Below are 22,475 nucleotides of genomic sequence, written 5' to 3' on the forward strand. Positions count from 1 at the left end.
TTTGAGTGTTAGCCCAATAATTTATCAATAACACCAAATTTTTTAAAAATTTTTGCTCGTCGTTTAGGATGGATATTGGCTTTATTTAAATCGCCACCATAATGGTCAAATATGCGCTTATCCATAATTTTAAACCATAACTTAGGTATTAAAACTGGAATCAACATCGTCGCATATCCACTTGGCAACACTGGCGCTTCTTCAAAGTTTCTCAATGCTTGGAAGGGTCGTGTCGGATAAGCATGATGATCCGAATGGCGCTGCAACTGGTATAAGAATAGATTGGTTGTGATGTTATTATTATTCCAACTATGTTCAGGCATAGTACGCGAATAACTTCCATCTTCCTTCTTTTCTCGCAATAAGCCGTAGTGCTCAAGATAGTTGACCATTTCAAATAAAGTCACACCGTAAAGTGACTGTATGGCTAAGAATGGTAAAATTTTCTTACCATACAGTTTTAGCATCGTTGCGTGAAAAGTTGCACTAATGGCTGCGCCGTGAAATAGCTCATTTTTCAGTGAAAAGAACGACTCACCCTTACGATTTAATCGATGTTTTTCAATCTGTATTGCTGACTTCAAGCCACCGCTAATGGTTCTTGGAAGAAACTCGTAAAAGGTCTCACCCATCTTAGAGGTCGCTGGATCTTCTGGAGTAGCTGCGCGCTTATGATGCCCATATGGGTGCTCGATACGGAAATGATTGTATCCAAGTGGTGCTAGTGTCACGTGTGACCAATAATGATCTGCACGCTTCGTTCGATGGCATAGTTCATGGGCAGTATTCACACCAATACCGTTGATCAACCCCATAGTACAACCAATCAACAACTGATCCAACAATGGGGTTTCTTTACGAGAGACCACGTATCCAGCAAAAAAATTGGCTGCATATTGTAAAGGAACAAACATTTTTACTATACGATCATAGTAAGGATCACTGACTAATTTTTTGATCTGTTCATCACTCGGATTATTCTCATCAGTACCGACCAAAGCATCAATGGTGGGAATAATTACGTGTAATAATAAAGGTCCACCTAATGCAAACAATTTCTTAGTCGCTTTAGGTCCGTATTGATATCCAGCCAAAAAACCCATCCCTAATACAGGCAATGCTGGACTAAGCAACCACAAGTAACGTTTCTTATCCAGTTGTAAGCCTTGTGCTATCGGGTTCTGACTCAATAACTCTTCAACTTTTACCTTTGCATTCACTTGCAATTTTCCTTTTCTATTTCTTATTTTTATCTTTGGCTATTTAAGATTGCAAATACAGTCGTAATCGTCCAAAAAAGCTATTGGGTCGTATTTCAACAACGATTTTGAAGCTAAAATTCATTATAGAAAGCTTTACGCATGTTAAAATTCAGCAATTGTGAGCGTATAGGAAATATACAAAAAACATGGATGCCCTCAGTCAAGTTTTTGAAGATATTCACCTCAAAAATACGGAATATCTCTACCTTCAAGCACAAGGTAAATGGGCTTTTGAGTTAAGTCATCAAACAGCCATGATTACCTATATTTTATTATACGGTGAAGCCTTTTTTAAATTTCAAAATGGCGAACAGCTACACTTAAAAGCTGGAGATATGGCAATTATTCCTTCTGGAATGTCACATCAAGCCTATAGCCATCAAGAACAAAGATTAGTCAACATTACTCAAATAGAACATTTATTTAAAGGTTTAAGAGATGATGAAATTATCCTCGGTGACGAAGATGATAAATCTGAGAAATCTCTCATCTTCAGTATACGATCTAATATGGACAGTATTATGGGTGGACCATTGATCCAAGCCTTACCCACTTATATCCATTTAAACAATGCACTGAATGCTAGAGAGCCGGAGTGGTTAAGGATCGGGCTTTATTTCGTGGCTGATGAAACCAAGATGAACCGACCGGGTCGACATAAGATTATGGATCACGTGGTGAGTATTATGTTAATCGAATGCGTGAGAGATTACATTTCCACGCTTACAGACCAGAATAACTGGTTAAATGCTCTTACTCACCCAGAACTGAGCCCTGCATTTTCAGCGATTCACAGCCAACCAGAACGAAACTGGACTGTAGAATCATTGGCAGAAACTTGCTTTATGTCGCGTTCAAAATTCGCTCATTTATTTCAAAATATGGTGAATGAAACACCATTAGCATACTTACAGAAACACCGTTTAAGATTAGCCAGTCAACTTTTACGCTTGAGCCAGCTTTCAATTCAACAAATTGCGCACAAAGTTGGTTATTCATCAGAGACTGCATTTAGTCAAGCCTTCAAAAAACATTATCTATGCAGTCCAAGCCAATATCGTAATACTTATTTGAATTAATCGAATTGAATAAATCATAGCAAAATAAAAAAAGCACCGAAGTGCTTTTTTTATGAAGATAGAATTACTGGTGAGTTACTTGATTTTTGCAACTGACTTTAAATACTCAGTGTAATCTTTAAGTAATTGTGTACCACGATAGTTTTGATAAAGCTGTGCAAGCTGCTGTTTTTCTTCAGCCGAAATCGAATCCATAGATGGTTTTTTTACCTCAGCCACACCGATAATTACCATTTCATTTGGTAATTGTGCTGTAGTCACAGACCACATTCCTGCTTTAGGTGCAGGCACACTAAATGCAGCACGTTCAATTTCTCGTTTAAGACCTTGAGAACGAGTAAAAACACCAGCATTTACGAAAGATTGCTGATGCTTAGTTAAAACCTGCTGTGAAGGTAGTGTTTTAAAATCCTTTAACATTGCAGCAACTTTTGCTTGAGCAGCTTCATATGCCTTTTGATTCAACAGCTTTTCTTTAACCTTCGCTTTGGCTACTGATAAAGGTTGAACACCAGCTTCACGGTATTCACGAACTTTCAACCAAACTGTATCACCATTAGCCAATTGTATATTGCTGGTCGCGTTACGATCACCATTTTTTACATCTTGACTAAAGATCTTAGATTTTACAGCAGGATCCGCTAGGACTGTATTTTGAGTGGCAAGAGTTACATTATTCGCAGCAACCAATTTAGCCGATTTTAATTCCTGAGGAACTACATCCAGTGCGTCACTACTGACAACGAGCTCATTTAAACCATTCACTAAATCAGAATAAGCATTGGCATTTTTAGATTTTAATAAATCAGCTTCAAGACGTGCTTTTTCAGACTCAAAACTAGCAACACTCACTTGATCAGCTTTAGCTTGAATAATGTGTACACCAAAATCGGTTTTTACTGGCTTAGAAATCGTACCTTTTGAAGCTTGAACTGCATTATCAAAAGCATCACCGAATACACCAGCTTCATAACCATCAACTCGGCCCGCATTATCTTTAGAACTAGAATCTTCAGAATACTGTTGAGCAGCCTCTGCAAAAGATAATCCTGATTTAATTTTTGCATAGACCTCATTGGCTATTTTTTCAGCCTCAAGCGCAGTACGATTATCTGTTGTAATCAAAATATGTTGGACTTCAACTTTGGCATTTTTATTTTGTTGAGTTACATATTGATCATAAGCTTGTTTTAATTCTGCATCTGTAACAGTTGTTGTGGCATTTGCTACCATAGCAGGCGTTACCAATACATAATCAAGATCAACTGAGGCAGGTTGCTTAAACAGCACTTTATGTTTTTCATAATAAGCAGCGACTTCAGCATCAGTTATTTTTACAGACGTTTTGTAATCATCCAATTTTACAGATGACATAAATAACGTACGTTGCTCACCTTGTAGATTTGCGATTTGCTGAATATCACTTTGGCTTACCAAAGAATTATCACGAATGCTTGAAACTAACATTTGAAGCGCATGATCTTGTCTTAAATTTTGGATTAGACCCTGGCTCGTCATATTAATTGATCGAAGATAGTTTTCATAAGCTTGTTGTGAAAATTTACCATCAACCTGCAGACTTGGCTGTTGAGCAATCATTTGCTCAATCTGAGCATCACTTAAACTAATGCCTAACTTTTCAGCCTGCTGAACCAATAAAGCACGATCAATTAAACTATCTAGAGCCATTTGTTCAATATATGATTGATTCAGAAGTGATTCATCACCTTGAACCATTTGTAAGAATTGATCTTTATAGTTCTTCGTTTGAACTTCTAGCTCTTTATTAGAAATTTCTAAATCATTAACGGTTTTAGCAATTCCATCTTTGTTTCCACCACCGAAATAGCCTTCAATACCGACCAATGCCAATGGTGTCAAAAATAATACTAGAAGGACTTTGCCGAGCCACCCTTTAATGAGTTTACGAAACGATTCCATAGGTATTCCAATATTTTATTTCACAGCGATTCTAACTGATAATCCATATCGAATATATCAGATCAAGGCATAAATTTTCTTTTTAATAAAAAACGCGCCAAGTCGGCGCGTTTTGGACTTAATAAGAATTAAGCTACAGAATCTTTTAAACCTTTACCAGCTTTAAAGCTTGGAACTTTACTTGCTTTAATTTGTAATTCTTCGCCAGTCTTCGGGTTACGACCTGTGCGTGCAGCACGATCTTTAACGCTGAAAGTACCAAATCCTACTAAAGTAACAGAGTCACCTTTTTTCAGCGCTTCGCCAATAGAAGCAATAGTCGCGTCCAATGCCTTACCAGCATCAGTCTTAGACAATCCCCCTTTCTCTGCAATTGCATCGATCAATTCTGATTTATTCATGAAGATTACGTCCTCTTATATCGTTTGTTTAAAATCCAAGGCTTGTATTTTAAAAGGCCATAACGACTTTATAGCAATGCTTTGGGGGGAAACGCAATACTGCTCGACCTGTTTTAATCAAAATAAGCGACAAAAAATACCAAAATTACCATTTTAACTCTCAATCCATCATTTTTTTTCAAGTTTCGCCCGTAAAGCTTGATTTTCAGCGATGAGCACATCTAATTTCTGATGAATATCTAAAATCATATTTTCAAGATGTTGTACGTCTTTAGTTGAGACAAGCCCAATACGATTAAGCGAAGTACTTACCCCATGATCTAAAAGTTTTTCCACCTTATCTTTTTTATCCGTTACAGACTCTTTCGTTTTTTCCGCAACTTTATTTACCGTTTGATCTGTCAGTTCAACCGTTTTTGATTCGAGCTCTTCTCCAACTTTGACTAAAGAGTCAAACATTTTATTTCCTTCTTCTTCTGCACGAGAAAAAGCACCTAAACCAGCAAGCCAAATTTGTTTAGTATATTTACGAAAATCAAGTGGAGATTTGCGTTGATGCTTTGTTTTGCGTGAGTTTGAAGGTTGCGTGTTATCCATTAATTCCTGTTCTTTATTGTTATTTAAATCTTGATCCACAGTTATACTCCTGTATATTTTAGCCTCTAAACTGACTATTCGTGCATAAAATACATTGATAATATCAAATATCGCTATTGAACCTTGTTCAAAACTGTTCTACAAAGCAATGATAAATGATGTAATCTTAGACTTAATTTAAGTTTGTGTTAATAGAACTTTTTAGATTTATTAAATTTGAATAGGATTTTTTTATGAGTGAATCGCAACAACAACAAGGTCATACCCGTTTGTTGCTTAACATTGTTATGTTAGTTTTAGAGACATTCTATTCTTTCGTCTTAAAACATGACCGTGTTGTTCGCCTTCAAGCAAAAAAATTTGTAGAACAACAAATTACAATTAAAATGAATAGTTATATCCCCTATTTTGACTTTTATATCCAATTTACGGATAAAGGCATCTTATTTGACCTTCAAGCGCCAGAAAAAGAACCTGACCTCAAGGTAAGTAGTACTTTAGTCGATATCATTCAAATTTTCGGGTTTGCAAACCGCAGAAGTTTGAAAAAAATGCGTATTGAAGGTGATCAAACCCTTAAAGACGAATTCAGAGATTTAGCATTACATCTCTCAACACCGAAATTACTTTCAGATTGGAAAAACTGGTTAACAACAGCTTCTGAAGACCAAGATACAAAGGCTTCGAGAAAACGCATTGCACCATTACTTGAAAAAATTGACTTACAAAGATCTAAAATCAATACACTTCAAGTAGAGGTAAAACAATATAAAAATCGTATTCGTCGCATGCAAACCAACCAAAAACGTATCAATATTGCGTTCGGGATAGTTTCGGTTCTATTCGTGGCTTTAATCGTGTATAATTTATTGATTATTTATTAAAATAATAAAGTTTTATCTGTTTAAATCCTCGCCATATTTAATTCCGATTAATTTAGTTGGTTTTTAGAAAAAATACTTGACTAAATTAGTCGGAATTCATAAAATTTCATCATCTAGCCTTTTACACGTGTATCGAATCATGCGCTTAACCACTCGCGGTCGCTACGCAGTGACTGCATTACTTGATCTAGCTTTGCAGCCGACTGAACAAACCATTACTTTGGCAGAAATTGCTACTCGCCAAACTATTTCTGTGGCTTATTTAGAACAACTATTTGCTAAATTAAAGCGTCATGGCTTGGTTTCGAGTGTACGTGGTGCTAATGGTGGATACCATTTAGCGCGTAATGCTTCTGATATTACGGTCTTAGAAATTATTGAAGCTGTAAACGAAACTGTTGATGCAACACGTTGTGACCACAAAGGTAACTGCCAAAATGGCGCAATGTGTTTAACTCACGATTTATGGCAAGAACTCTCCCTCCACATTGCCGATTACTTAGCTAAAATCTCTCTTGCTGATTTAGTTGCTCGCGATAACGTTCAAACTGTTGCGATCCGCCAGAATACAGCTCCATTAGATTCAGCCCTTTTATCGGTTACAGGTATTTGACATGAAACGTCCAATTTATCTTGATTATGCTGCAACGACTCCAGTCGACCCACAAGTTGCTGAGCGCATGATGGAATGCCTTACATTCGATGGGACTTTTGGTAACCCTGCATCACGTTCGCACGCATATGGTTGGCAAGCTGAAGAAAAAGTTGAATACGCTCGTGAGCAAGTTGCAAATCTTGTAAAAGCAGATCCACGCGAAATCGTTTGGACATCTGGCGCTACAGAATCTGACAACCTTGCACTAAAAGGTGTTGCACAGTTCTACGCTTCAAAAGGCAAACACATTATTACGAGTAAAATTGAACATAAAGCAATTTTAGATACTTGCCGTGAATTAGAACAAGAAGGCTTTGAAATTACCTATCTTGAACCAGAAGCTCAAACAGGTCTAATTACTCCTGAAATGGTTCAAGCTGCTTTACGTCCTGATACAATTCTTGTTTCATTAATGATGGTCAATAATGAAATTGGTACTGTGACTGATGTTGCCGCTATTGGTGAATTAACTCGCGCGAATAAGACATATTTCCACGTAGATGCTGCTCAAGCAGCTGGTAAAGTTGAAATCGATTTATCAACCATGAAAATTGATTTAATGAGTTTCTCTGCTCACAAAATTTATGGTCCTAAAGGTATCGGTGCACTTTACGTACGTCGTAGTCCACGTGTGCGTCTTAAAGCTCAAATGCATGGTGGTGGTCATGAGCGCGGTATGCGTTCTGGTACGCTTGCAACTCACCAAATCGTTGGTATGGGTGAAGCATTTGAACTTGCAGGTAAAAACCTAGTTGCTGAACAAACTCGTTTACGCACTCTACGTGACAAACTTTGGAATGGTCTACAAGATCTTGAACAAGTTTTCTTAAATGGTCACCCGACTCAAAACGTAGCAAACTACTTAAACGTAAGTTTTAACTTCGTTGAGGGTGAATCTTTAATGATGTCACTTAAAGATGCTGCTGTTTCATCTGGTTCAGCTTGTACTTCTGCAACATTAGAACCTTCTTATGTTCTTCGTGCATTAGGTTTATCTGACGAGTTAGCACACAGTTCAATTCGCTTCAGTTTTGGTAAATATACGACTGAAGAAGACATTGATCATGTACTAGAAGTGACTAAAGCTGCTGTAGAAAAATTACGTGACCTTTCTCCACTTTGGGATATGTACAAAGAAGGGATTGATCTGTCAAAAGTTGAATGGACAGAACACTAATTTAAACCAAACACATGCATCTTATTAAGCTTAAATATTGAAATTTAATAAGATGCACCCATATTAAATATTATCAGCCGACCCTGAGGTTTGGAGACGCATCATGGCTTATAGCGAAAAAGTGATTGATCATTACGAAAATCCTCGTAATGTTGGTGTTTTAGATAAAAACGCAGAAAACGTAGGTACAGGTATGGTCGGTGCGCCAGCTTGTGGTGACGTTATGCGTCTTCAAATCCAAGTGGATGACAATGGTGTAATTGAAGAAGCTCGCTTCAAAACTTACGGATGTGGTTCTGCAATTGCTTCAAGTTCACTTGTAACTGAATGGCTAAAAGGTAAAACTTTAGATCAAGCACAGCAAATCAAGAATATTGATATTGCAAATGAACTTGCGCTTCCTCCTGTAAAAGTACACTGCTCTGTACTTGCAGAAGATGCAATTAAAGCTGCTGTAGAAGACTACCGTAGCAAAAAAGCGAAAGCTTAATTTAGCGCTTGATGATTGAATGGAGTTTTCATGATCAATTTAACTGAAAATGCTGCAACTCATATCAGCAATTATTTATTGAATCGCGGTAAGGGTGAAGGTATTCGCGTTGGTGTGAAAACTTCAGGTTGTTCTGGATTGGCTTATGTTCTCGAATTCGTTGATGAAGTTGATGAACATGATCAAGTCTTTGAACAGTTTGGGGTTAAAGTTTTCGTTGATCCGAAGAGCCTTGTTTATCTAGAAGGTATGGAAATGGACTATGTTAAAAATGGTCTAAACGAAGGTTTTGAGTTCAATAACCCGAACAAGAAAGGTGAATGTGGTTGTGGTGAATCTTTCACTGTTTAAAATAATCATTCTCTTTTTACCTGATTAAAACAGTGCCTTGCACTGTTTTAATTCTATTCAGCGCCCACTTTTATTTCTCACTATTTTGGAATTTCCAATCCATGAATCATTTTGAGTTGTTTAATCTCCCTGTAGCACTCGATATTGATTTAGCAACTTTGAAAGCTAACTTTCTAAAATTGCAGCAACAATATCATCCAGATAAAGCTGAAAATAAAGACCAAGCCTTGATCAAATCTAGCGAAATCAATCAAGCTTATAAAGTTCTATCTCAAGTTGACAGTCGTGCTGGATATTTACTCACACTCAAAAAACAAGACTATCATTTAGATCAATCCATCAATGATTTCGAATTTTTACAATCTGCATTAGAAATTCGTGAACAGTTAGATGAAGCTCAAAGTTCTGAACAACTTTCATCTTTAAAAACTGAAGTGCAACAATGGATCGATGGTTTAGTTCGTGAATTCAAAATAGACTATGAAGCTGAAGATTGGGCTGAGTCTCGCGATACTGTTCGAAAATTACGTTTCTTCCAAAAAGTGATGAATGATATACATCAAGCTGAAGATCGTATTCTCGATGATGAAGATTTTGACCTAGATGACGAATTCTAATTTTATTTTTTTGTTTTATTTTCAAGGGATTTAACACATGGCACTCTTGCAAATTGCTGAACCTGGACAATCAAGTGCGCCACATGAACATCGCATTGCTATTGGTATTGATTTAGGTACGACCCACTCTCTTGTAGCAACTGTGCTTTCTGGCAAACCTAAAGTTCTAAACGATGAACAAGGTCAAGTGTTACTTCCTTCTATCGTACATTATGCTGAAAACTCTACTGTGCTCGGCAATGACGCAAAACCGTTTATAACTCGTGACCCACAGAATACTATTGTTTCTGTAAAACGTTTTATGGGACGCTCAAAAGCTGATATTAAATTTCAACACCCGTATCAATTGGTGGGTGAAGACAATCAGATGCCTGCTTTTGAAACAGCACAAGGTCGTAAAACACCTGTTGAAATTTCTGCTGACATTCTAAAAAATCTAAAAGATCGCGCTGAAGCAAGTTTAAAAAATCCCATAAATGGTGCTGTCATTACAGTACCTGCCTATTTTGATGAGGCACAACGTCAAGCAACACGAGACGCTGCACAGCTCGCTGGTTTAAACGTACTGAGATTATTAAACGAACCTACAGCAGCAGCTGTAGCGTATGGTTTAGATCAAGCAACAAATTTAAGTACAGATCAAAATTATGTGATTTACGACTTAGGTGGTGGTACTTTCGACGTATCCATCCTACGTTTCTCACAGGGTGTATTTGAGGTACTCGCTACAGGTGGACACACTGCACTTGGAGGCGATGATTTAGATCGTCTTATCGTCAAGTGGGCTAAAAAATCACTCAATATCGAGACCTTAGATGATAACGAGTATGCACACTTCCTTGTTGCAGCACGTAAAGCTAAAGAAGCTTTATCGGACCAAGATCAAGTTAATCTTCAGCTTTTAGAAAACGAATTAACATTGGATCGTGCAACGTTTGAAAGCATCATTAAAGTTGCTCTAGATAAAACGATTTCAGTGTGCAAACGAGTATTACGTGATGCTAAATTGGAATTAGACGATATTAAAAATGTCGTTTTAGTTGGTGGCTCTACTCGCTCTTATGCGGTACAAAAAGCTGTAGCAGAAGTATTTAGTCAAGAACCTCTGTGTACCATTAATCCAGATGAAGTCGTTGCAATTGGTGCTGCAATTACTGCCAACCAATTAATTGGTAATAGCACCGATGGTTCTTTACTACTTGATGTAACACCATTATCACTTGGTATTGAAACCATGGGTGGATTAGTAGAGAGATTAATTTCACGTAATACTGCAATTCCTGTCGCTCGTCGTCAAGAGTTCACCACGTATCAAGATGGTCAAACTGCGATGTTAATCCATGTTGTCCAAGGTGAGCGCGATTTAGTAGAACATTGCCGTAGTCTCGGACGTTTTGTTTTACGCGGCATTCCACCGATGACTGCTGGTCAAGCACGCATTGAAGTGACTTATCAAGTCGATGCTGACGGTCTCTTATCGGTATCTGCTCGTGAAACAACATCTAACGTCTCAGCTCAGATCGATATTAAACCATCATACGGTTTATCTGATACTGATATGGAGCGCCTACTGGTTGATGGTTTTAAATTTGCAGCAGAAGATAAAGCCCTTCGTCATTTACATGAAACTAAAGTTGAGGCTCAACGAGAACTTGAAGCTCTTTCTCAAGCGCTTAAAGCTGATATTAAACTCTTGACTGAACAGGAAGCTCAGGATTTAATTTCTGCACAAACTCATTTGGCTCAACAACTTGAAACTTCTGATATTGAAGCAATTGAAGCTGCTGTTGCTGCGTTAAAAGTTCATAGTGATGCATTTGCTGCAAAACGAATGAATCAACATATTGATCATGCTCTCAAAGGCACTAAACTTGACGATTGGTCAAACTCAAACTAAACATAGGTAAAAATTTATGCCACGTATTAAAGTTCTTCCACATGCGCAAATTTGCCCTGAAGGTGCTGAGTTTGAAGTTGAGCAAAATGCCAATCTTTGCGAAAGCCTTCTAAAAAATGGTATCAAAATTGAACATGCTTGTGATATGTCTGCAGCTTGTACGACCTGCCATGTCATTGTTCGTAAAGGTTTTGATGGTCTTGAAGAAATGAATGATGTAGAAGCAGATTTACTCGATCGTGCTTGGGGTCTAGAGCCAGATTCACGTCTTTCTTGCCAAGTAAAAATTGAAAATGATGATTTAGAAGTTGAAATTCCGAAGTACACGATTAACCATGCTTCTGAAAATCATTAATCATTTGTAAAACTATATAAAAAAGGTCACTTAAGTGACCTTTTTATTTATGTAGATATAAAATTCTAATTTAGATATTTTACTTCATCAGATAGTTTTAACTTCACAATACCAGAAGAGTTAGTTAAATCCTGCTGAAGTTTAATACGTTCAATCATTTTTTCTAAAACTGCGATTAATTCAGCATATTCGTAATTTTGTACTTCTTCCATATTCAGCACCAGTTGAAACCCTTTGTACTCATAATCAAACCAATGTTGATGGGTTTGCTTGGTGCTATATTTTTCCATGACCTGCCAACTTTTAATTGAACCATGAATCCCTTTCAGCTCTATAGGTTCCTGAGGTGCACAAAGATAATAGTTTTTAACTAACTTATAAGTCTCATCCGAGATTAAAATTTCATCAATTTCTGCAGCATTTTGAAGTCTTGCAGCTAAATTCGCATCCCGCCCAACAATGGTATATGCCATTCGATGAACTGCGCCATAGTTACCAACGTGACAATAACCAGTACTAATGCCCATACGTATATGCAATGCTGAGTATCCCATTTTCACCCAGCGTTCACGCAAAAATTTCATTTGTTGACGCATTGCCATCGCCATATCGATGCAATTTTTGGCATCCTGTTCAACACCTTGCGAATCTGGATCTCCAAAGAAAATGAGAATCGCGTCACCCATAAACTTGTCAATTGTTCCACCATATTGCTTGGCAATTTCAGTCATATGGCTCAGATAATCATTCAAAACAAAAGCTAAGTCATCTGGAATAAGAGTCTCTGAAAGCTCAGTAAATCCCTGAATATCAGAGAAAAAAATCGTAATTTTTTTTCGTTTATATTCAAGTTTCGCTTCAGTTTCACCACGCATGATTGATTGCCACAATTGAATTGGTGCATAGCGGCTTAACTGATTCGACAATTCAATATATCGATTCATTTCTTTAAAATAAGTTTGACGTTGAACATCTAATTTTTTTACACGTCGATTCTGATAATAATTGGCAAAATTCACAAAAAGAATCGCACATATGCACGAGACTACGGATAATTCGATTGAAGTTTGCTGGAAATAATCTTCAAAACCAAAAATAAAAATTGTACAAATATAAAAAACAATGATCGCGACCAAAATTGCAATCGAACTCACCATCATCGAAATTTTATTATTAACGGCGGTAAACACCAATCCGAACAGAAACACAAATGTTGGCAACAAACTTAAATGCACTGCTGCTAAGGCGGCAGCAACAACAACAACATCAATAATAAAGAACGCAAAACGTCTGGTTTTACTACCATAACGATATTGGATGCTGTGTGAAATTCGGGGTGCCAATAGAATCAGCAAGAAAATAAATAGAGGGTATAAAATCTGATAATTTTGGTTTTGTGAAGTGAAATAATAGATCACAACAAGAATCGCGATCATCACATACCCCATCATCCTGAGGAGTACTTCAAATTGCTGTGGCTCTTTATCCAGCATTCGTTCAAATGGCAATTGCTATTACCTCAATTCACATTATTTTTATTCTTCCCTGAAATTGACGTATTTACTCCATACGCCAATCAAAAGGCATGTCACCTTGACCACGAAGCGCGAGCATGAGCGTTTGACGCATATGCGCTAAAACATCATTACTGTAAGGAACTGCAGGTGAAGCCCCCCAAACAGGCTTAGGCCATGCAGAATCATTCTGATAACGAACTACATGATGAAAATGAAGTTGAGGAACCATATTTCCTAGTGCTGCAACGTTCATTTTATCCGCACGGAAAACTCGAGATAATTGACTAGATAACCAGCTAGATTCTCTTAAAAATTGTTCTTGGTCTGCTTGGCTTAATTCATATAATTCAGTTACACCAGGAACGCGCGGTACCAAAATCAACCATGGAAATTGCATGTCATTCATTAAACGACAAGTTGAAAGTGGAAAGTCTCCAACAAAAAAAGTATCTTGAGCAAGTTGTGGATGCAAACTAAACATATATTTATAAATGACGCAAAAATTAAATGGATAGCTAATACTAACACAACAGTTTTAGACTGAGTATTATTAGTCATGTGTTTCGATACAAAAAAATATGTATTTCATTGATTTGAATCTCACTCATTCATTGCAATTCATCGCTAAAAAATCAACCCATAAGGTTGACTTTCAGCCAATGCATTTTGAGCAATGAACAAGTCTAGATTCAAGCCCAACTTAGATCAGTTGAGCCCTCTCATCAACTCATCTAAAAGATCATTAATAAACTGAATTCTTTTGTCATTTTCCTCAAGCATAACCATCACTTTCAGACGTTGACCACCGTCCATTCTAAAAAATGTCGGATGTTTTTGCATCATTTGGATAATACTCATCGCTTGAACAGGAGTATCAGGTGAAAATTCAATTTGGCCACCCTGCTTACTCAAATCAATCTTGGTAATACCTAATTTTTCTGCTTTTATACGCACCTGATGAACAGTAAAAAGATATTTCACTTGTTGAGGTAGCACACCAAAACGATCGATAAGCTCCATACGGATATGATCGAGTTTTTCTTGTGTATCCGTATTACTAATTCGCTTATAGAACAATAAACGCTGATGCACATCACCTAAATATTCATCTGGAATTAATGCAGGCATATGTAAACTAATTTCAGCCGTGAGTGACAAAGGGGCATCAAAGTTAGGAGTCTTACCATTTTGGATGGCTTTAGTCGCTTTCTCAAGCATTTCCATATATAGACTATATCCAATTGCATGCATTGAACCACTTTGCTGCTCACCTAGAAGCTCGCCTGCTCCACGTATTTCCAGATCCTCTGTCGCCAATACAAAACCAGCGCCTAAAGTAGAAGCACGCTGAATGGCATCAAGTCGTTTTTCAGCATCACCTTTTAAGCCTTTAATAGACGGAACCATCAGATACGCATAGGCTTGATGATGAGAGCGCCCCACACGGCCACGCAGTTGATGAAGTTGGGCCAAACCTAGCTTGTCTGCTCGCTCGATGATAATTGTATTGGCATTTGGTACATCAATTCCCGTTTCAATAATGGTCGAACACACCAATACATTATATTCTTTATGATAAAACTGCTGCATGACCTGCTCTAACTCACGCTCACGCATTTGACCATGCGCAACTGCAACCCGAGCTTCAGGAACTAACAACCGTATATTTTCAGCTGCTCGTTCAATGGTATCCACTTCATTATGCAAAATATAAACCTGACCACCACGTAATAGTTCACGCAAGATCGCCTCTTTCATCGTGGCATCGGTCTGCTCATTGACAAAGGTCTTAACAGCGAGACGGCGTGCAGGTGGTGTAGCAATAATTGAGAGGTCACGCATACCTGAAAACGCCATATTTAAGGTACGCGGGATTGGCGTAGCGGTTAGCGTCAGCATATCTACATCGGCACGCATCGCTTTAATACGTTCTTTATCTCGCACACCAAAGCGATGTTCTTCATCAACAATCATCAATCCAAGTTGTTTAAACTGGACATTTTCCTGCAAAATTTTATGCGTTCCAATGACGATATCGACTTTACCCTCTGCCAAATCCTCGATCGTTTTTAAGTGTGTTTTATTTGAGCCAAATCGAGATAACACTTCAATACGGATAGGCCAATCAGCAAATCGGTCTTTGAAGGATTCATAATGCTGTTGTGCCAGTAAAGTTGTTGGAACTAAAACAGCAACTTGCTTATTGTTCTGTACAGCAACAAAAGCAGCTCTCATCGCTACTTCTGTCTTACCAAATCCAACATCACCACAGACTAAACGGTCCATTGGTTTAGCTTGTTGCATGTCGTATAAAGTCGCTTCGATAGCATTCGCTTGATCAAGCGTTTCTTCATAAGCAAAACCACTAACAAACTGCATATAAGTAGTGTGATCTAATTCAAATTGAATACCTGGTTTTGAGTGGCGTCTTGCTTGAATATGAAGAAGTTCGGCTGCAACATCATGTATTTGTTCTAGTGCTTTGCGCTTAGCTTTATTCCAAGCATCGGTACCAAGTTTATGCAGTGGTGCTAAATCAGGATCACCTCCACTGTATCGACTAATCAGATGCAAATTGGTGACAGGAACATAAACTTTGGCATCATCAGCATAGTTAAGTTGCAAAAATTCGTGGTCTTGATCATCAATACATAAAGTCACTAATCCCGCATAGCGACCTACACCGTGATCAATATGAACTACAGGTGCACCTATACTTAATTCAGTTAAACTTTTAACTAAGAACTCTTCAGAAACTTCATGCTGGCGTTTTCTACGGCGTTGTACAACACGATGCTCATAGAGTTGATTTTCTGAAATGACAGATATTTGTCCTTTAATCTCCAAGCCACGTTCAAGTGGTGCATGCGTTACTGCTACTGAATATTGTTGATTAATAAACTCCTGATAATGCTCTACAACAGGAATTTCACCCATGCTTGCTCGTAAGGAGTCCTTTAACGATTCACGACGTCCCGCACTTTCAGCGACGAGTAAGACAGGGTGTTGCGCAGCATCAATAAATGATTTTACAGCATGAAAAGGCTGTTGATGTTTAGGCTCTACCGCTAAACGAGGTGGCTGTTCAGCAGAGGTATTAATTACACCCGCTTTAGGTTCAAAAACTTCGTCAGACGCGATAATACGAGGAAACTGATTGAGTTGTTCAAAAATTTGATTTTGTTGAAAGAAAATTTGCTCTGGAGCTAATAAAGGTTGATCAACATTGTGACGTCGGTCTTCATAACGCTGATAAATATCTTTCCAAAATTGAGTTAATTCACTTTCAATATTGCGATCTGTAATGACAATGGAATGATTTGGTAAGTATGATGAAATACTACTTTGTTCTAGCATTTCTTTTTTTGAAAAGAACAGCGGAAAGTAATAGTCCAATCCCGGTGAAGAAATACCCTCCATTACATCCTGATAAATTGGATTCTTTTTCGGGTTAGCCGTTGGAAACTCTTCAGCATAACGGTCTCGAAATTGAGTTCTACCTTCTTTTAAGGGAAACTCTTTAGCTGGTAAAACCTTAAACTGTTCAAGTTTTGTCGTTGTTCTTTGAGTTTCTGGATCAAAAAATTTTAAAGAATCAATTTCATCATCAAACAAATCTATTCGAATTGGAGCATCTTGCCCTGAAGCAAAAATATCAACTAAACTTCCCCGAACAGCAAATTCTCCGTGATCATATACAGTATCGACCAAATGATAACCAGCCTGAATCAGGCGTTGTTTCTGCTTTTCTAAATCAAATTTTTGCCCAACGCTAATATCAAAATGCTCACCTAACACCCAAGACCTCGGCGCAACACGTTGTGCCAAAGTTGTGCTTGAAATGAGCAGTATCCCTTTTGTTGGCATATTAGAGAGCACTGATAATCTTTCTGAGACAATATCTTGATGCGGAGACAACCGATCGTAAGGTAAGATCTCCCAATCAGGAAAGATGGTGGGCTTCACACCATAAAATTCAAGCTCACTCTCAAGTTGAGCTAAATGTTGATTATTTCTAGCCACCAGAACAAAGAGTCGATCGGAATTTTGACTTATTTCTTTTAAAAGCAAAGCGATGGCAGAGCCTTTAAGCGCCCCTAACCATCTTTTTTCGCCAGATTTTATTTGTGATAGATTAAGTTGAGAAATTTCTTTTTGGAACATGAAGATCGCTTTAAAAGTCTGGTAGGACATTGCACTATTTTATCATGTTCAAAATCGAGAATGAGTTATTTTTAGATATCACAAACATTCAGTCGCAAACTTTAGCGCTCACGTTTGAATTCACGATAATAATCATTGAGCAATATCACGATTTTTTTTAACTGTTCTAGATTCTGTTGATTATTACCTAATCTCGTTGTAAAACGACCTGTATTCAACTCGAGATCAATTTTCTCTTTGATCAACATTCCGCGATAAAATAAATTTTCCAAATCATCAAAACGAGTTACCTTTCGGTTTGAAAAATATGACAATCTTTCATTTAATTCATTCAATACGATGTCATCGATAATATATCCTAATTCAGGATCATGACGAATTTGGTGGGTCTGTAAATAAATTTGCTCAGCCGATGGTTTTTTTTGAAACAAATCAGAAATTTTTTTAAACATAGTTTGGGAGGAAAAGCGGAAAACTCAAAATGATGGTTTATCTTAGCATCTGGTCACGAATACACCTATATTCATGACCAAAAAGCACTCAAACTAAAATTAACCGTAATTTTTTCTTAAATATTCTACAATCTTCTTCGATTCGAACAATTTTACGCCTGTGTTAGGATCAACTAAGTACGGGACTTGTATATCCTTCCCCTTGCGATTCATTACCTTTACAACCTGCTCGCGTTTACCGCCAACCAAAGGAATATATTTCCCAGGCTTCAATCTTAAAATCGCTGGTCCTTGATCCTGCCAACGCTCTTTAGCGACATTGTGAAACTTAAAAGGTAATTCAAGTTCTGTAAGTTCAGCGCGCACGATTCTGGTGTATGGACTCGCTTCAAACCCCCACAGCTCAATTAAATGCTCGGGTTGTTGTCTCTGCTTAATCGCTTTATTTATAAAAATCCCACGAGCACCATTAATCAGTGTTCCAGCTAGAGCAACTACAGGCAATTTGGGGTAATGTGAGAATTGCTTCGGTGTTTGACCTGTCTTACCATAATGCTTAAAAAGATAGTGAATAATATCCTGAGACTCGTAAAGTTTAGCCCCAGTATTTTCATCAATCAAAAAAGGAAATTGAGTCTTACCCCCAAGTGTTTTTACTTGATCTCGATAGACTCTTCCACCTTTCGGACAAGGATACACTTCGTAATCAAGATTAAGTAAAGTCAACACTTCTCTTACACGACGACAGAATGGTGATCCTTCAAATTCGTAAAGCTTTAATGCTTTTTCTGGCTGTTTAGGAAACGGTGTACCTAAAGTCCCACGTCCACCTTCTGCAACAGCTGAAGCTAGCGCCTGAGCCACTTTTAATTGATGAATCACCATACCGATTACCTCTTTTTTGTTTTATTTAAATTAGTCGACTAATTTTGTCTTGGACACAATCATTCCATTATTGTCTGCATAGATATAATCACTTGGTTGGATTGTGATATTTCCAATTTGAATCGTGATATTGGTTTCGCCCACCCCTTTACGATTACTTTTTTGAGGTATAGCTGCAAGTGCGTGCACGCCTAGATTTAAACTCGCAATGGCATCAACATCTCTGACACAACCATTAATAATGACACCACTCCATCCATATTTAACGGCAGACTCAGCAATCATATCTCCCATCAATGCACAACGCATGGAAGAACCACCATCTACAACTAAAACTTTGCCTTGCCCATCTGTAGCGAGTAACTCTTTTACTCGTGAATTGTCCTCAAAACATTTAACAGTGACCGCTTCCCCCCCAAAGCTTTTTACACCGCCGTAACTTTTAAAGAATTTTCCATCAATAGATGGATACAATACTTGAATATCTAAATCAGGATGGTCATCCAGTAAATCACACGTTACAAATGTTGGCGTTGTCACTTTTTATACCCTCAGTTATGTTTTTGAATCTCTAAATTATCATAAATCTTAATTTTTTCATTTTGAGTTCTTGCGCTCACGACCATAGTATTAGCGACTTGCTCTGCTGTCACTGGCTTATATTTGAATGTATTTGGCAGAAATTGCGATACTCGCTTGAAAATACTCTGAGAAATATCTTCGAGTGTCCTTGTTTCAGCTCTTTCACCAATTAAGAGTGAAGGTCGAATGATCGCCAATTGATAGAGTGATAATGATTTTAGATAATTTTCTAACTTTCCCTTCACTTGATTATAAAAGAATGGAGATCTTTCATTCGCCCCTTCCGCACTTACAATTGCAAAAAAAGTATCGGTATTCACGAGCAAATCAGCAAAATGAGCATTTATTTCAAAATCGATATTGTAAAAATTTTCTTTAGAGCCTGCTTTTTTAATTGTACTTCCTAGGCAACTAAACGCATGTGAGAATCCAGAAGCGTCCTCATCATTTAACATTAAAAAGTCATCAATGACCAACTGATCAACTTTAGTGAACTTTTCAAATTGTTCATCATGCTTACGAACAACTACGACAATTCTTTCGCAATCTACCAATTGATTCAAATGATTTACCAAAGATCGACCAACTAAACCAGTTGCCCCTATAACTATTGCACTTTTAATATTTTTAATCATTTTTTCGCCATTCCTTCCAATATTCATATAATCTAACGCGCTAACCGCATTTTATCTGCATCAAAAATGTTGTCAAAGCATGTCAAGACTTGACTTTGCCGCATCATTTAATCACAATATGGCACTTGTTTACGGGCTGGTGTAAATTCTTCTAATGTTTGTATTTAGTTGAAATTTCAGCCCGCCCAGACCAATCAATTTCAAGGAGTGCACGAGTGGCAAACTCTGCTCAAGCAAAAAAACGTGCTCGTCAAAACGTTAAAGCACGTAAACACAACGCAAGCTTACGTTCTATGGTTCGTACTTACCTTAAACGCACAGTAGCAGCGATCGCTGCGGGTGACTATGCAGCAGCTTCTGAAGCTTACAAAACTGCAGTACCTGTAATCGACCGTATGGCTGACAAAGGTATCATCCACAAGAACAAAGCTGCTCGTCATAAGAGCCGTTTAAATGCACAAGTTAAAGCTTTAGCTTCTAACTAAGTTGCGTTAAAAAAAGCCCTTTAAGGGCTTTTTTTATATCTTAAATTTATCAATAATGCTTAAAAAATATTAAAATTACTATCTTTCTTGCTCTATAAATTCACGAATAGACAGCTCATTAGATTGACCACGCCATATCCATTTCAATTTTGCATCTATAAATGCTTCACCTTCAAACCAAACAAACAAACCTTCCATCATTTCTGGCCAATCCTGCTGAATAATCTGTGTTTTACCTGAAATCACAGCCAGAATACCAGCCAGAATAGTGTCATGGCTAACCGCCAAACTTAATCCATGATTCTGTTGAGGGTGAGTTTGATAAAGCAAATGTAAAACATCAACCACACCTGTAATTGGCTGCTTCATCCCAGGTAAGGTATTGTTTACAAAGCTATTGATAAAGCCCAAAGCACCTTGTTGCTTAAAATATGGCGCAGCTTGATCGATATCTAAAACAAAGCTACCAGGCTCGACCAAAAGCCCCTGCTCAACAATCTTAATATGATGGGTATTTGACTTAGGATTAATTTGATCAGCACCTTGAATCATCAGTGCAGCAGTATCAATACAACGTTGAATTGGACTAGAAATACAGTGTTCTATCACACGATCTGTTTGATCTATAAGATAAGCCCCCCAAGCCTGCGCTAGATCCTTACCTTGATCAGTTAATTGCAAATCATATCCAGCGAGTCCTTGACCCACCACCATTTCACGTATTGAGTGGCGAGTAAATAATGTAACAGGCACAGCAACATCGGGCAGTAAATCAACCGCTCTGAGCATACTTGGAGGAAGCAACTTCAGCGACATAATAATTCTAATAAATGAAATTAATTTGACTATAACACGATGAAATTATAGTTCCACTCCCCTAAAGTACATTTGACAACGCATCTAAAGCCAATTGCCTCATTTCAGGATCACGATAGGCGATAAAACCGTTATTCAAAACAGTATCACGCTGATTATAGGTAAATGGCACAGAATCTAAGGTCAATAAACCACCCCCTATACTCTCTAGCAAGCCTTGTCCAGCACTGGTGTCCCACTCAGAGGTTGGATGAAATCTTGGGTAAATATCTATCTCACCTTCAAGCATCATACAAAACTTATAAGCACTTCCAGCTTCACGACGTATAACCGGTATTTCTCTTTCAATATAATCAATATAGTGTTGATACTTAGGATTTTTACTACTATGACTCAGTCCAATTTGGATGGCATCGACTGGTGAGGCTTTAAATTTGCAATATTTTTCCCAAATATTGTTCATAAATGAATATTTATAAGGAAGATCCGTCAAATAGCCCATATACATAACTTGCTCTGTCGGCACGACTATGACTGAAAATACAGTTTGATGGTTCTGAATAAGACTCAGATTAATCGTAAATTCATCACGCTCATGAATAAACTCCTTCGTACCATCCAAAGGGTCTAGCATCCAACATTGAGGCCATTCATGTCGCTCCGAATAATCACTTTCTTCAGAAATGATTGGAATATCAGGTGTAAGTTTTGTAAGCTCTCTGAGCAGATATTGATTGACCTTTAAATCTGCTTGAGTTACAGGAGAATGATCATCTTTTTCGTTGATTTTAAAATCACGTCCAGCACAATAATTTTGATATTCTTCTAATAATATTTGGCTTGCAACAGCCAAAATCGGAACCAAATTTAACATTTGCTGATCTTGGGGAGCATGCGTTGTGATAAACATGGATAAAACCTATTTTTGTCTTTTGGCGCTACACACTCTAAGCATGACGATCATATTAAGAACCTCAGCTTAAATGCAGCATGATTTAATTTGCATTTTTGGATTTATATTTATAGTAGCAAACCTATAAAATATAACCACTTTGAAACACATAACCCATTTCAATCAGAAGAACTCTAACACTTTTAAAACAAAATCCGAAGCGTGATTGCCAACAATCCTCAATTCATCTTAAATAACACCCCGCAATAGTTCCAAAAATCAGAGCGCACCTTAGAGTCAATATCACCATAAAAAATAAGCCTTCTTTAAGAAGGCTTGTT

Annotated in this window: 23 protein-coding genes; 10 read left to right on the forward strand and 13 right to left on the reverse strand. The window is 37.6% G+C overall.

From position 1 onward, the window contains the following. Positions 1–8: 8 nt before the first annotated feature. The gene (locus tag FTV17_RS02675; RefSeq protein ID WP_373687178.1) at positions 9–1,220 is read right to left on the reverse strand and encodes an alkane 1-monooxygenase; all 1,212 of its coding nucleotides are present in this window, start codon (positions 1,218–1,220) and stop codon (positions 9–11) included. A gap of 188 nt (positions 1,221–1,408) precedes the next feature. Here FTV17_RS02675 and FTV17_RS02680 point away from each other — a divergent pair, with 188 nt between their 5' ends. Continuing rightward, on the forward strand, positions 1,409–2,341 hold the full coding sequence (locus FTV17_RS02680) for an AraC family transcriptional regulator (RefSeq protein ID WP_179998072.1): 933 nt from the start codon (positions 1,409–1,411) through the stop codon (positions 2,339–2,341). A 75-nt stretch (positions 2,342–2,416) separates the two neighbouring features. On the opposite strand, the gene FTV17_RS02685 is transcribed toward FTV17_RS02680, so the two are convergent. The 3 genes from FTV17_RS02685 to FTV17_RS02695 form a co-directional block, all read right to left on the reverse strand. Further along, the gene (locus tag FTV17_RS02685) at positions 2,417–4,282 is read right to left on the reverse strand and encodes a SurA N-terminal domain-containing protein (RefSeq protein WP_179998073.1); all 1,866 of its coding nucleotides are present in this window, start codon (positions 4,280–4,282) and stop codon (positions 2,417–2,419) included. Positions 4,283–4,410: 128 nt separating this feature from the next. Continuing rightward, positions 4,411–4,683 carry an HU family DNA-binding protein gene (locus FTV17_RS02690; protein ID WP_035263613.1) on the reverse strand — a complete coding sequence of 91 codons (273 nt, stop codon included), beginning with the start codon at positions 4,681–4,683 and terminating at the stop codon, positions 4,411–4,413. Between the two features lie 168 nt (positions 4,684–4,851). Next, entirely contained in the window at positions 4,852–5,280 is a 429-nt protein-coding gene (locus FTV17_RS02695; RefSeq protein WP_179998286.1) for a phasin family protein, read from the reverse strand. A gap of 233 nt (positions 5,281–5,513) precedes the next feature. Here FTV17_RS02695 and FTV17_RS02700 point away from each other — a divergent pair, with 233 nt between their 5' ends. The 8 genes from FTV17_RS02700 (at position 5,514) to fdx (ending at position 11,706) form a co-directional block, all read left to right on the forward strand. Continuing rightward, complete coding sequence (locus tag FTV17_RS02700) at positions 5,514–6,164, forward strand: hypothetical protein (RefSeq protein ID WP_179998074.1); 651 nt, start codon at positions 5,514–5,516, stop codon at positions 6,162–6,164. Between the two features lie 139 nt (positions 6,165–6,303). Further along, on the forward strand, positions 6,304–6,777 hold the full coding sequence (locus FTV17_RS02705) for an Rrf2 family transcriptional regulator (protein WP_035263618.1): 474 nt from the start codon (positions 6,304–6,306) through the stop codon (positions 6,775–6,777). Position 6,778: 1 nt separating this feature from the next. Then, positions 6,779–7,996, forward strand: coding sequence for an IscS subfamily cysteine desulfurase (locus FTV17_RS02710; protein WP_035263620.1), 1,218 nt, complete (start codon positions 6,779–6,781; stop codon positions 7,994–7,996). A 103-nt stretch (positions 7,997–8,099) separates the two neighbouring features. Then, positions 8,100–8,486: a Fe-S cluster assembly scaffold IscU gene (iscU, locus tag FTV17_RS02715; protein ID WP_179998075.1), complete on the forward strand. Its 387-nt coding sequence runs from the start codon at positions 8,100–8,102 to the stop codon at positions 8,484–8,486. A 30-nt stretch (positions 8,487–8,516) separates the two neighbouring features. Then, a complete protein-coding gene (gene iscA / locus FTV17_RS02720; RefSeq protein WP_035263624.1) occupies positions 8,517–8,837 on the forward strand; it encodes an iron-sulfur cluster assembly protein IscA in 321 nt (106 codons plus the stop codon). Between the two features lie 101 nt (positions 8,838–8,938). After that, the gene (gene hscB / locus FTV17_RS02725; protein ID WP_092766335.1) at positions 8,939–9,454 is read left to right on the forward strand and encodes a Fe-S protein assembly co-chaperone HscB; all 516 of its coding nucleotides are present in this window, start codon (positions 8,939–8,941) and stop codon (positions 9,452–9,454) included. 37 nt (positions 9,455–9,491) lie between these two features. Continuing rightward, a complete protein-coding gene (gene hscA / locus FTV17_RS02730; protein WP_179998076.1) occupies positions 9,492–11,351 on the forward strand; it encodes a Fe-S protein assembly chaperone HscA in 1,860 nt (619 codons plus the stop codon). Between the two features lie 16 nt (positions 11,352–11,367). Then, entirely contained in the window at positions 11,368–11,706 is a 339-nt protein-coding gene (gene fdx, locus FTV17_RS02735) for an ISC system 2Fe-2S type ferredoxin (protein ID WP_035263630.1), read from the forward strand. Positions 11,707–11,771: 65 nt separating this feature from the next. Here the strand turns inward: fdx and FTV17_RS02740 are convergent, their stop codons facing one another. From FTV17_RS02740 to FTV17_RS02770, 7 genes are all read right to left on the reverse strand, one after another. After that, entirely contained in the window at positions 11,772–13,214 is a 1,443-nt protein-coding gene (locus FTV17_RS02740) for an adenylate/guanylate cyclase domain-containing protein (RefSeq protein ID WP_179998077.1), read from the reverse strand. 52 nt (positions 13,215–13,266) lie between these two features. Further along, on the reverse strand, positions 13,267–13,704 hold the full coding sequence (locus FTV17_RS02745) for an HIT domain-containing protein (RefSeq protein ID WP_035263634.1): 438 nt from the start codon (positions 13,702–13,704) through the stop codon (positions 13,267–13,269). A 224-nt stretch (positions 13,705–13,928) separates the two neighbouring features. Next, positions 13,929–17,387 (reverse strand): transcription-repair coupling factor, encoded by a 3,459-nt coding sequence (gene mfd / locus FTV17_RS02750; protein ID WP_179998078.1) that lies wholly within the window; start codon positions 17,385–17,387, stop codon positions 13,929–13,931. Positions 17,388–17,488: 101 nt separating this feature from the next. After that, positions 17,489–17,839 (reverse strand): hypothetical protein, encoded by a 351-nt coding sequence (locus FTV17_RS02755; protein WP_179998079.1) that lies wholly within the window; start codon positions 17,837–17,839, stop codon positions 17,489–17,491. Between the two features lie 99 nt (positions 17,840–17,938). Further along, a complete protein-coding gene (locus tag FTV17_RS02760; RefSeq protein WP_179998080.1) occupies positions 17,939–18,724 on the reverse strand; it encodes a glutathione S-transferase N-terminal domain-containing protein in 786 nt (261 codons plus the stop codon). Between the two features lie 30 nt (positions 18,725–18,754). Next, positions 18,755–19,264, reverse strand: a complete 510-nt coding sequence (rraA, locus tag FTV17_RS02765; RefSeq protein ID WP_179998081.1) for a ribonuclease E activity regulator RraA — start codon at positions 19,262–19,264, stop codon at positions 18,755–18,757. A gap of 11 nt (positions 19,265–19,275) precedes the next feature. Then, a complete protein-coding gene (locus tag FTV17_RS02770) occupies positions 19,276–19,941 on the reverse strand; it encodes a nucleoside-diphosphate sugar epimerase (RefSeq protein WP_179998082.1) in 666 nt (221 codons plus the stop codon). Positions 19,942–20,156: 215 nt separating this feature from the next. Here FTV17_RS02770 and rpsT point away from each other — a divergent pair, with 215 nt between their 5' ends. Beyond that, positions 20,157–20,426: a 30S ribosomal protein S20 gene (gene rpsT, locus FTV17_RS02775; RefSeq protein WP_035263646.1), complete on the forward strand. Its 270-nt coding sequence runs from the start codon at positions 20,157–20,159 to the stop codon at positions 20,424–20,426. Between the two features lie 78 nt (positions 20,427–20,504). Here the strand turns inward: rpsT and FTV17_RS02780 are convergent, their stop codons facing one another. Next, positions 20,505–21,242: a histidine phosphatase family protein gene (locus FTV17_RS02780; protein ID WP_179998083.1), complete on the reverse strand. Its 738-nt coding sequence runs from the start codon at positions 21,240–21,242 to the stop codon at positions 20,505–20,507. A 61-nt stretch (positions 21,243–21,303) separates the two neighbouring features. Next, positions 21,304–22,152, reverse strand: a complete 849-nt coding sequence (locus tag FTV17_RS02785) for a 3'(2'),5'-bisphosphate nucleotidase CysQ (RefSeq protein ID WP_179998084.1) — start codon at positions 22,150–22,152, stop codon at positions 21,304–21,306. Positions 22,153–22,475: the final 323 nt, after the last annotated feature.

Source organism: Acinetobacter sp. YH12239, from assembly GCF_013417635.1.
Taxonomy (GTDB): Bacteria; Pseudomonadota; Gammaproteobacteria; order Pseudomonadales; family Moraxellaceae; genus Acinetobacter.

Excerpts from the sequence above, each read along its gene's own strand:
- FTV17_RS02680 (WP_179998072.1), top strand. The coding sequence starts at position 1,409 with ATGGATGCCCTCAGTCAAGTTTTTGAAGATATTCACCTCAAAAATACG.
- FTV17_RS02685 (WP_179998073.1), bottom strand. The coding sequence starts at position 4,282 with ATGGAATCGTTTCGTAAACTCATTAAAGGGTGGCTCGGCAAAGTCCTT.
- FTV17_RS02690 (WP_035263613.1), bottom strand. The coding sequence starts at position 4,683 with ATGAATAAATCAGAATTGATCGATGCAATTGCAGAGAAAGGGGGATTG.
- FTV17_RS02695 (WP_179998286.1), bottom strand. The coding sequence starts at position 5,280 with ATGGATAACACGCAACCTTCAAACTCACGCAAAACAAAGCATCAACGC.
- FTV17_RS02700 (WP_179998074.1), top strand. The coding sequence starts at position 5,514 with ATGAGTGAATCGCAACAACAACAAGGTCATACCCGTTTGTTGCTTAAC.
- FTV17_RS02705 (WP_035263618.1), top strand. The coding sequence starts at position 6,304 with ATGCGCTTAACCACTCGCGGTCGCTACGCAGTGACTGCATTACTTGAT.
- FTV17_RS02710 (WP_035263620.1), top strand. The coding sequence starts at position 6,779 with ATGAAACGTCCAATTTATCTTGATTATGCTGCAACGACTCCAGTCGAC.
- iscU (WP_179998075.1), top strand. The coding sequence starts at position 8,100 with ATGGCTTATAGCGAAAAAGTGATTGATCATTACGAAAATCCTCGTAAT.
- iscA (WP_035263624.1), top strand. The coding sequence starts at position 8,517 with ATGATCAATTTAACTGAAAATGCTGCAACTCATATCAGCAATTATTTA.
- hscB (WP_092766335.1), top strand. The coding sequence starts at position 8,939 with ATGAATCATTTTGAGTTGTTTAATCTCCCTGTAGCACTCGATATTGAT.
- hscA (WP_179998076.1), top strand. The coding sequence starts at position 9,492 with ATGGCACTCTTGCAAATTGCTGAACCTGGACAATCAAGTGCGCCACAT.
- fdx (WP_035263630.1), top strand. The coding sequence starts at position 11,368 with ATGCCACGTATTAAAGTTCTTCCACATGCGCAAATTTGCCCTGAAGGT.
- FTV17_RS02745 (WP_035263634.1), bottom strand. The coding sequence starts at position 13,704 with ATGTTTAGTTTGCATCCACAACTTGCTCAAGATACTTTTTTTGTTGGA.
- mfd (WP_179998078.1), bottom strand. The coding sequence starts at position 17,387 with ATGTTCCAAAAAGAAATTTCTCAACTTAATCTATCACAAATAAAATCT.
- FTV17_RS02755 (WP_179998079.1), bottom strand. The coding sequence starts at position 17,839 with ATGTTTAAAAAAATTTCTGATTTGTTTCAAAAAAAACCATCGGCTGAG.
- FTV17_RS02760 (WP_179998080.1), bottom strand. The coding sequence starts at position 18,724 with ATGGTGATTCATCAATTAAAAGTGGCTCAGGCGCTAGCTTCAGCTGTT.
- FTV17_RS02770 (WP_179998082.1), bottom strand. The coding sequence starts at position 19,941 with ATGATTAAAAATATTAAAAGTGCAATAGTTATAGGGGCAACTGGTTTA.
- FTV17_RS02780 (WP_179998083.1), bottom strand. The coding sequence starts at position 21,242 with ATGTCGCTGAAGTTGCTTCCTCCAAGTATGCTCAGAGCGGTTGATTTA.
- FTV17_RS02785 (WP_179998084.1), bottom strand. The coding sequence starts at position 22,152 with ATGTTTATCACAACGCATGCTCCCCAAGATCAGCAAATGTTAAATTTG.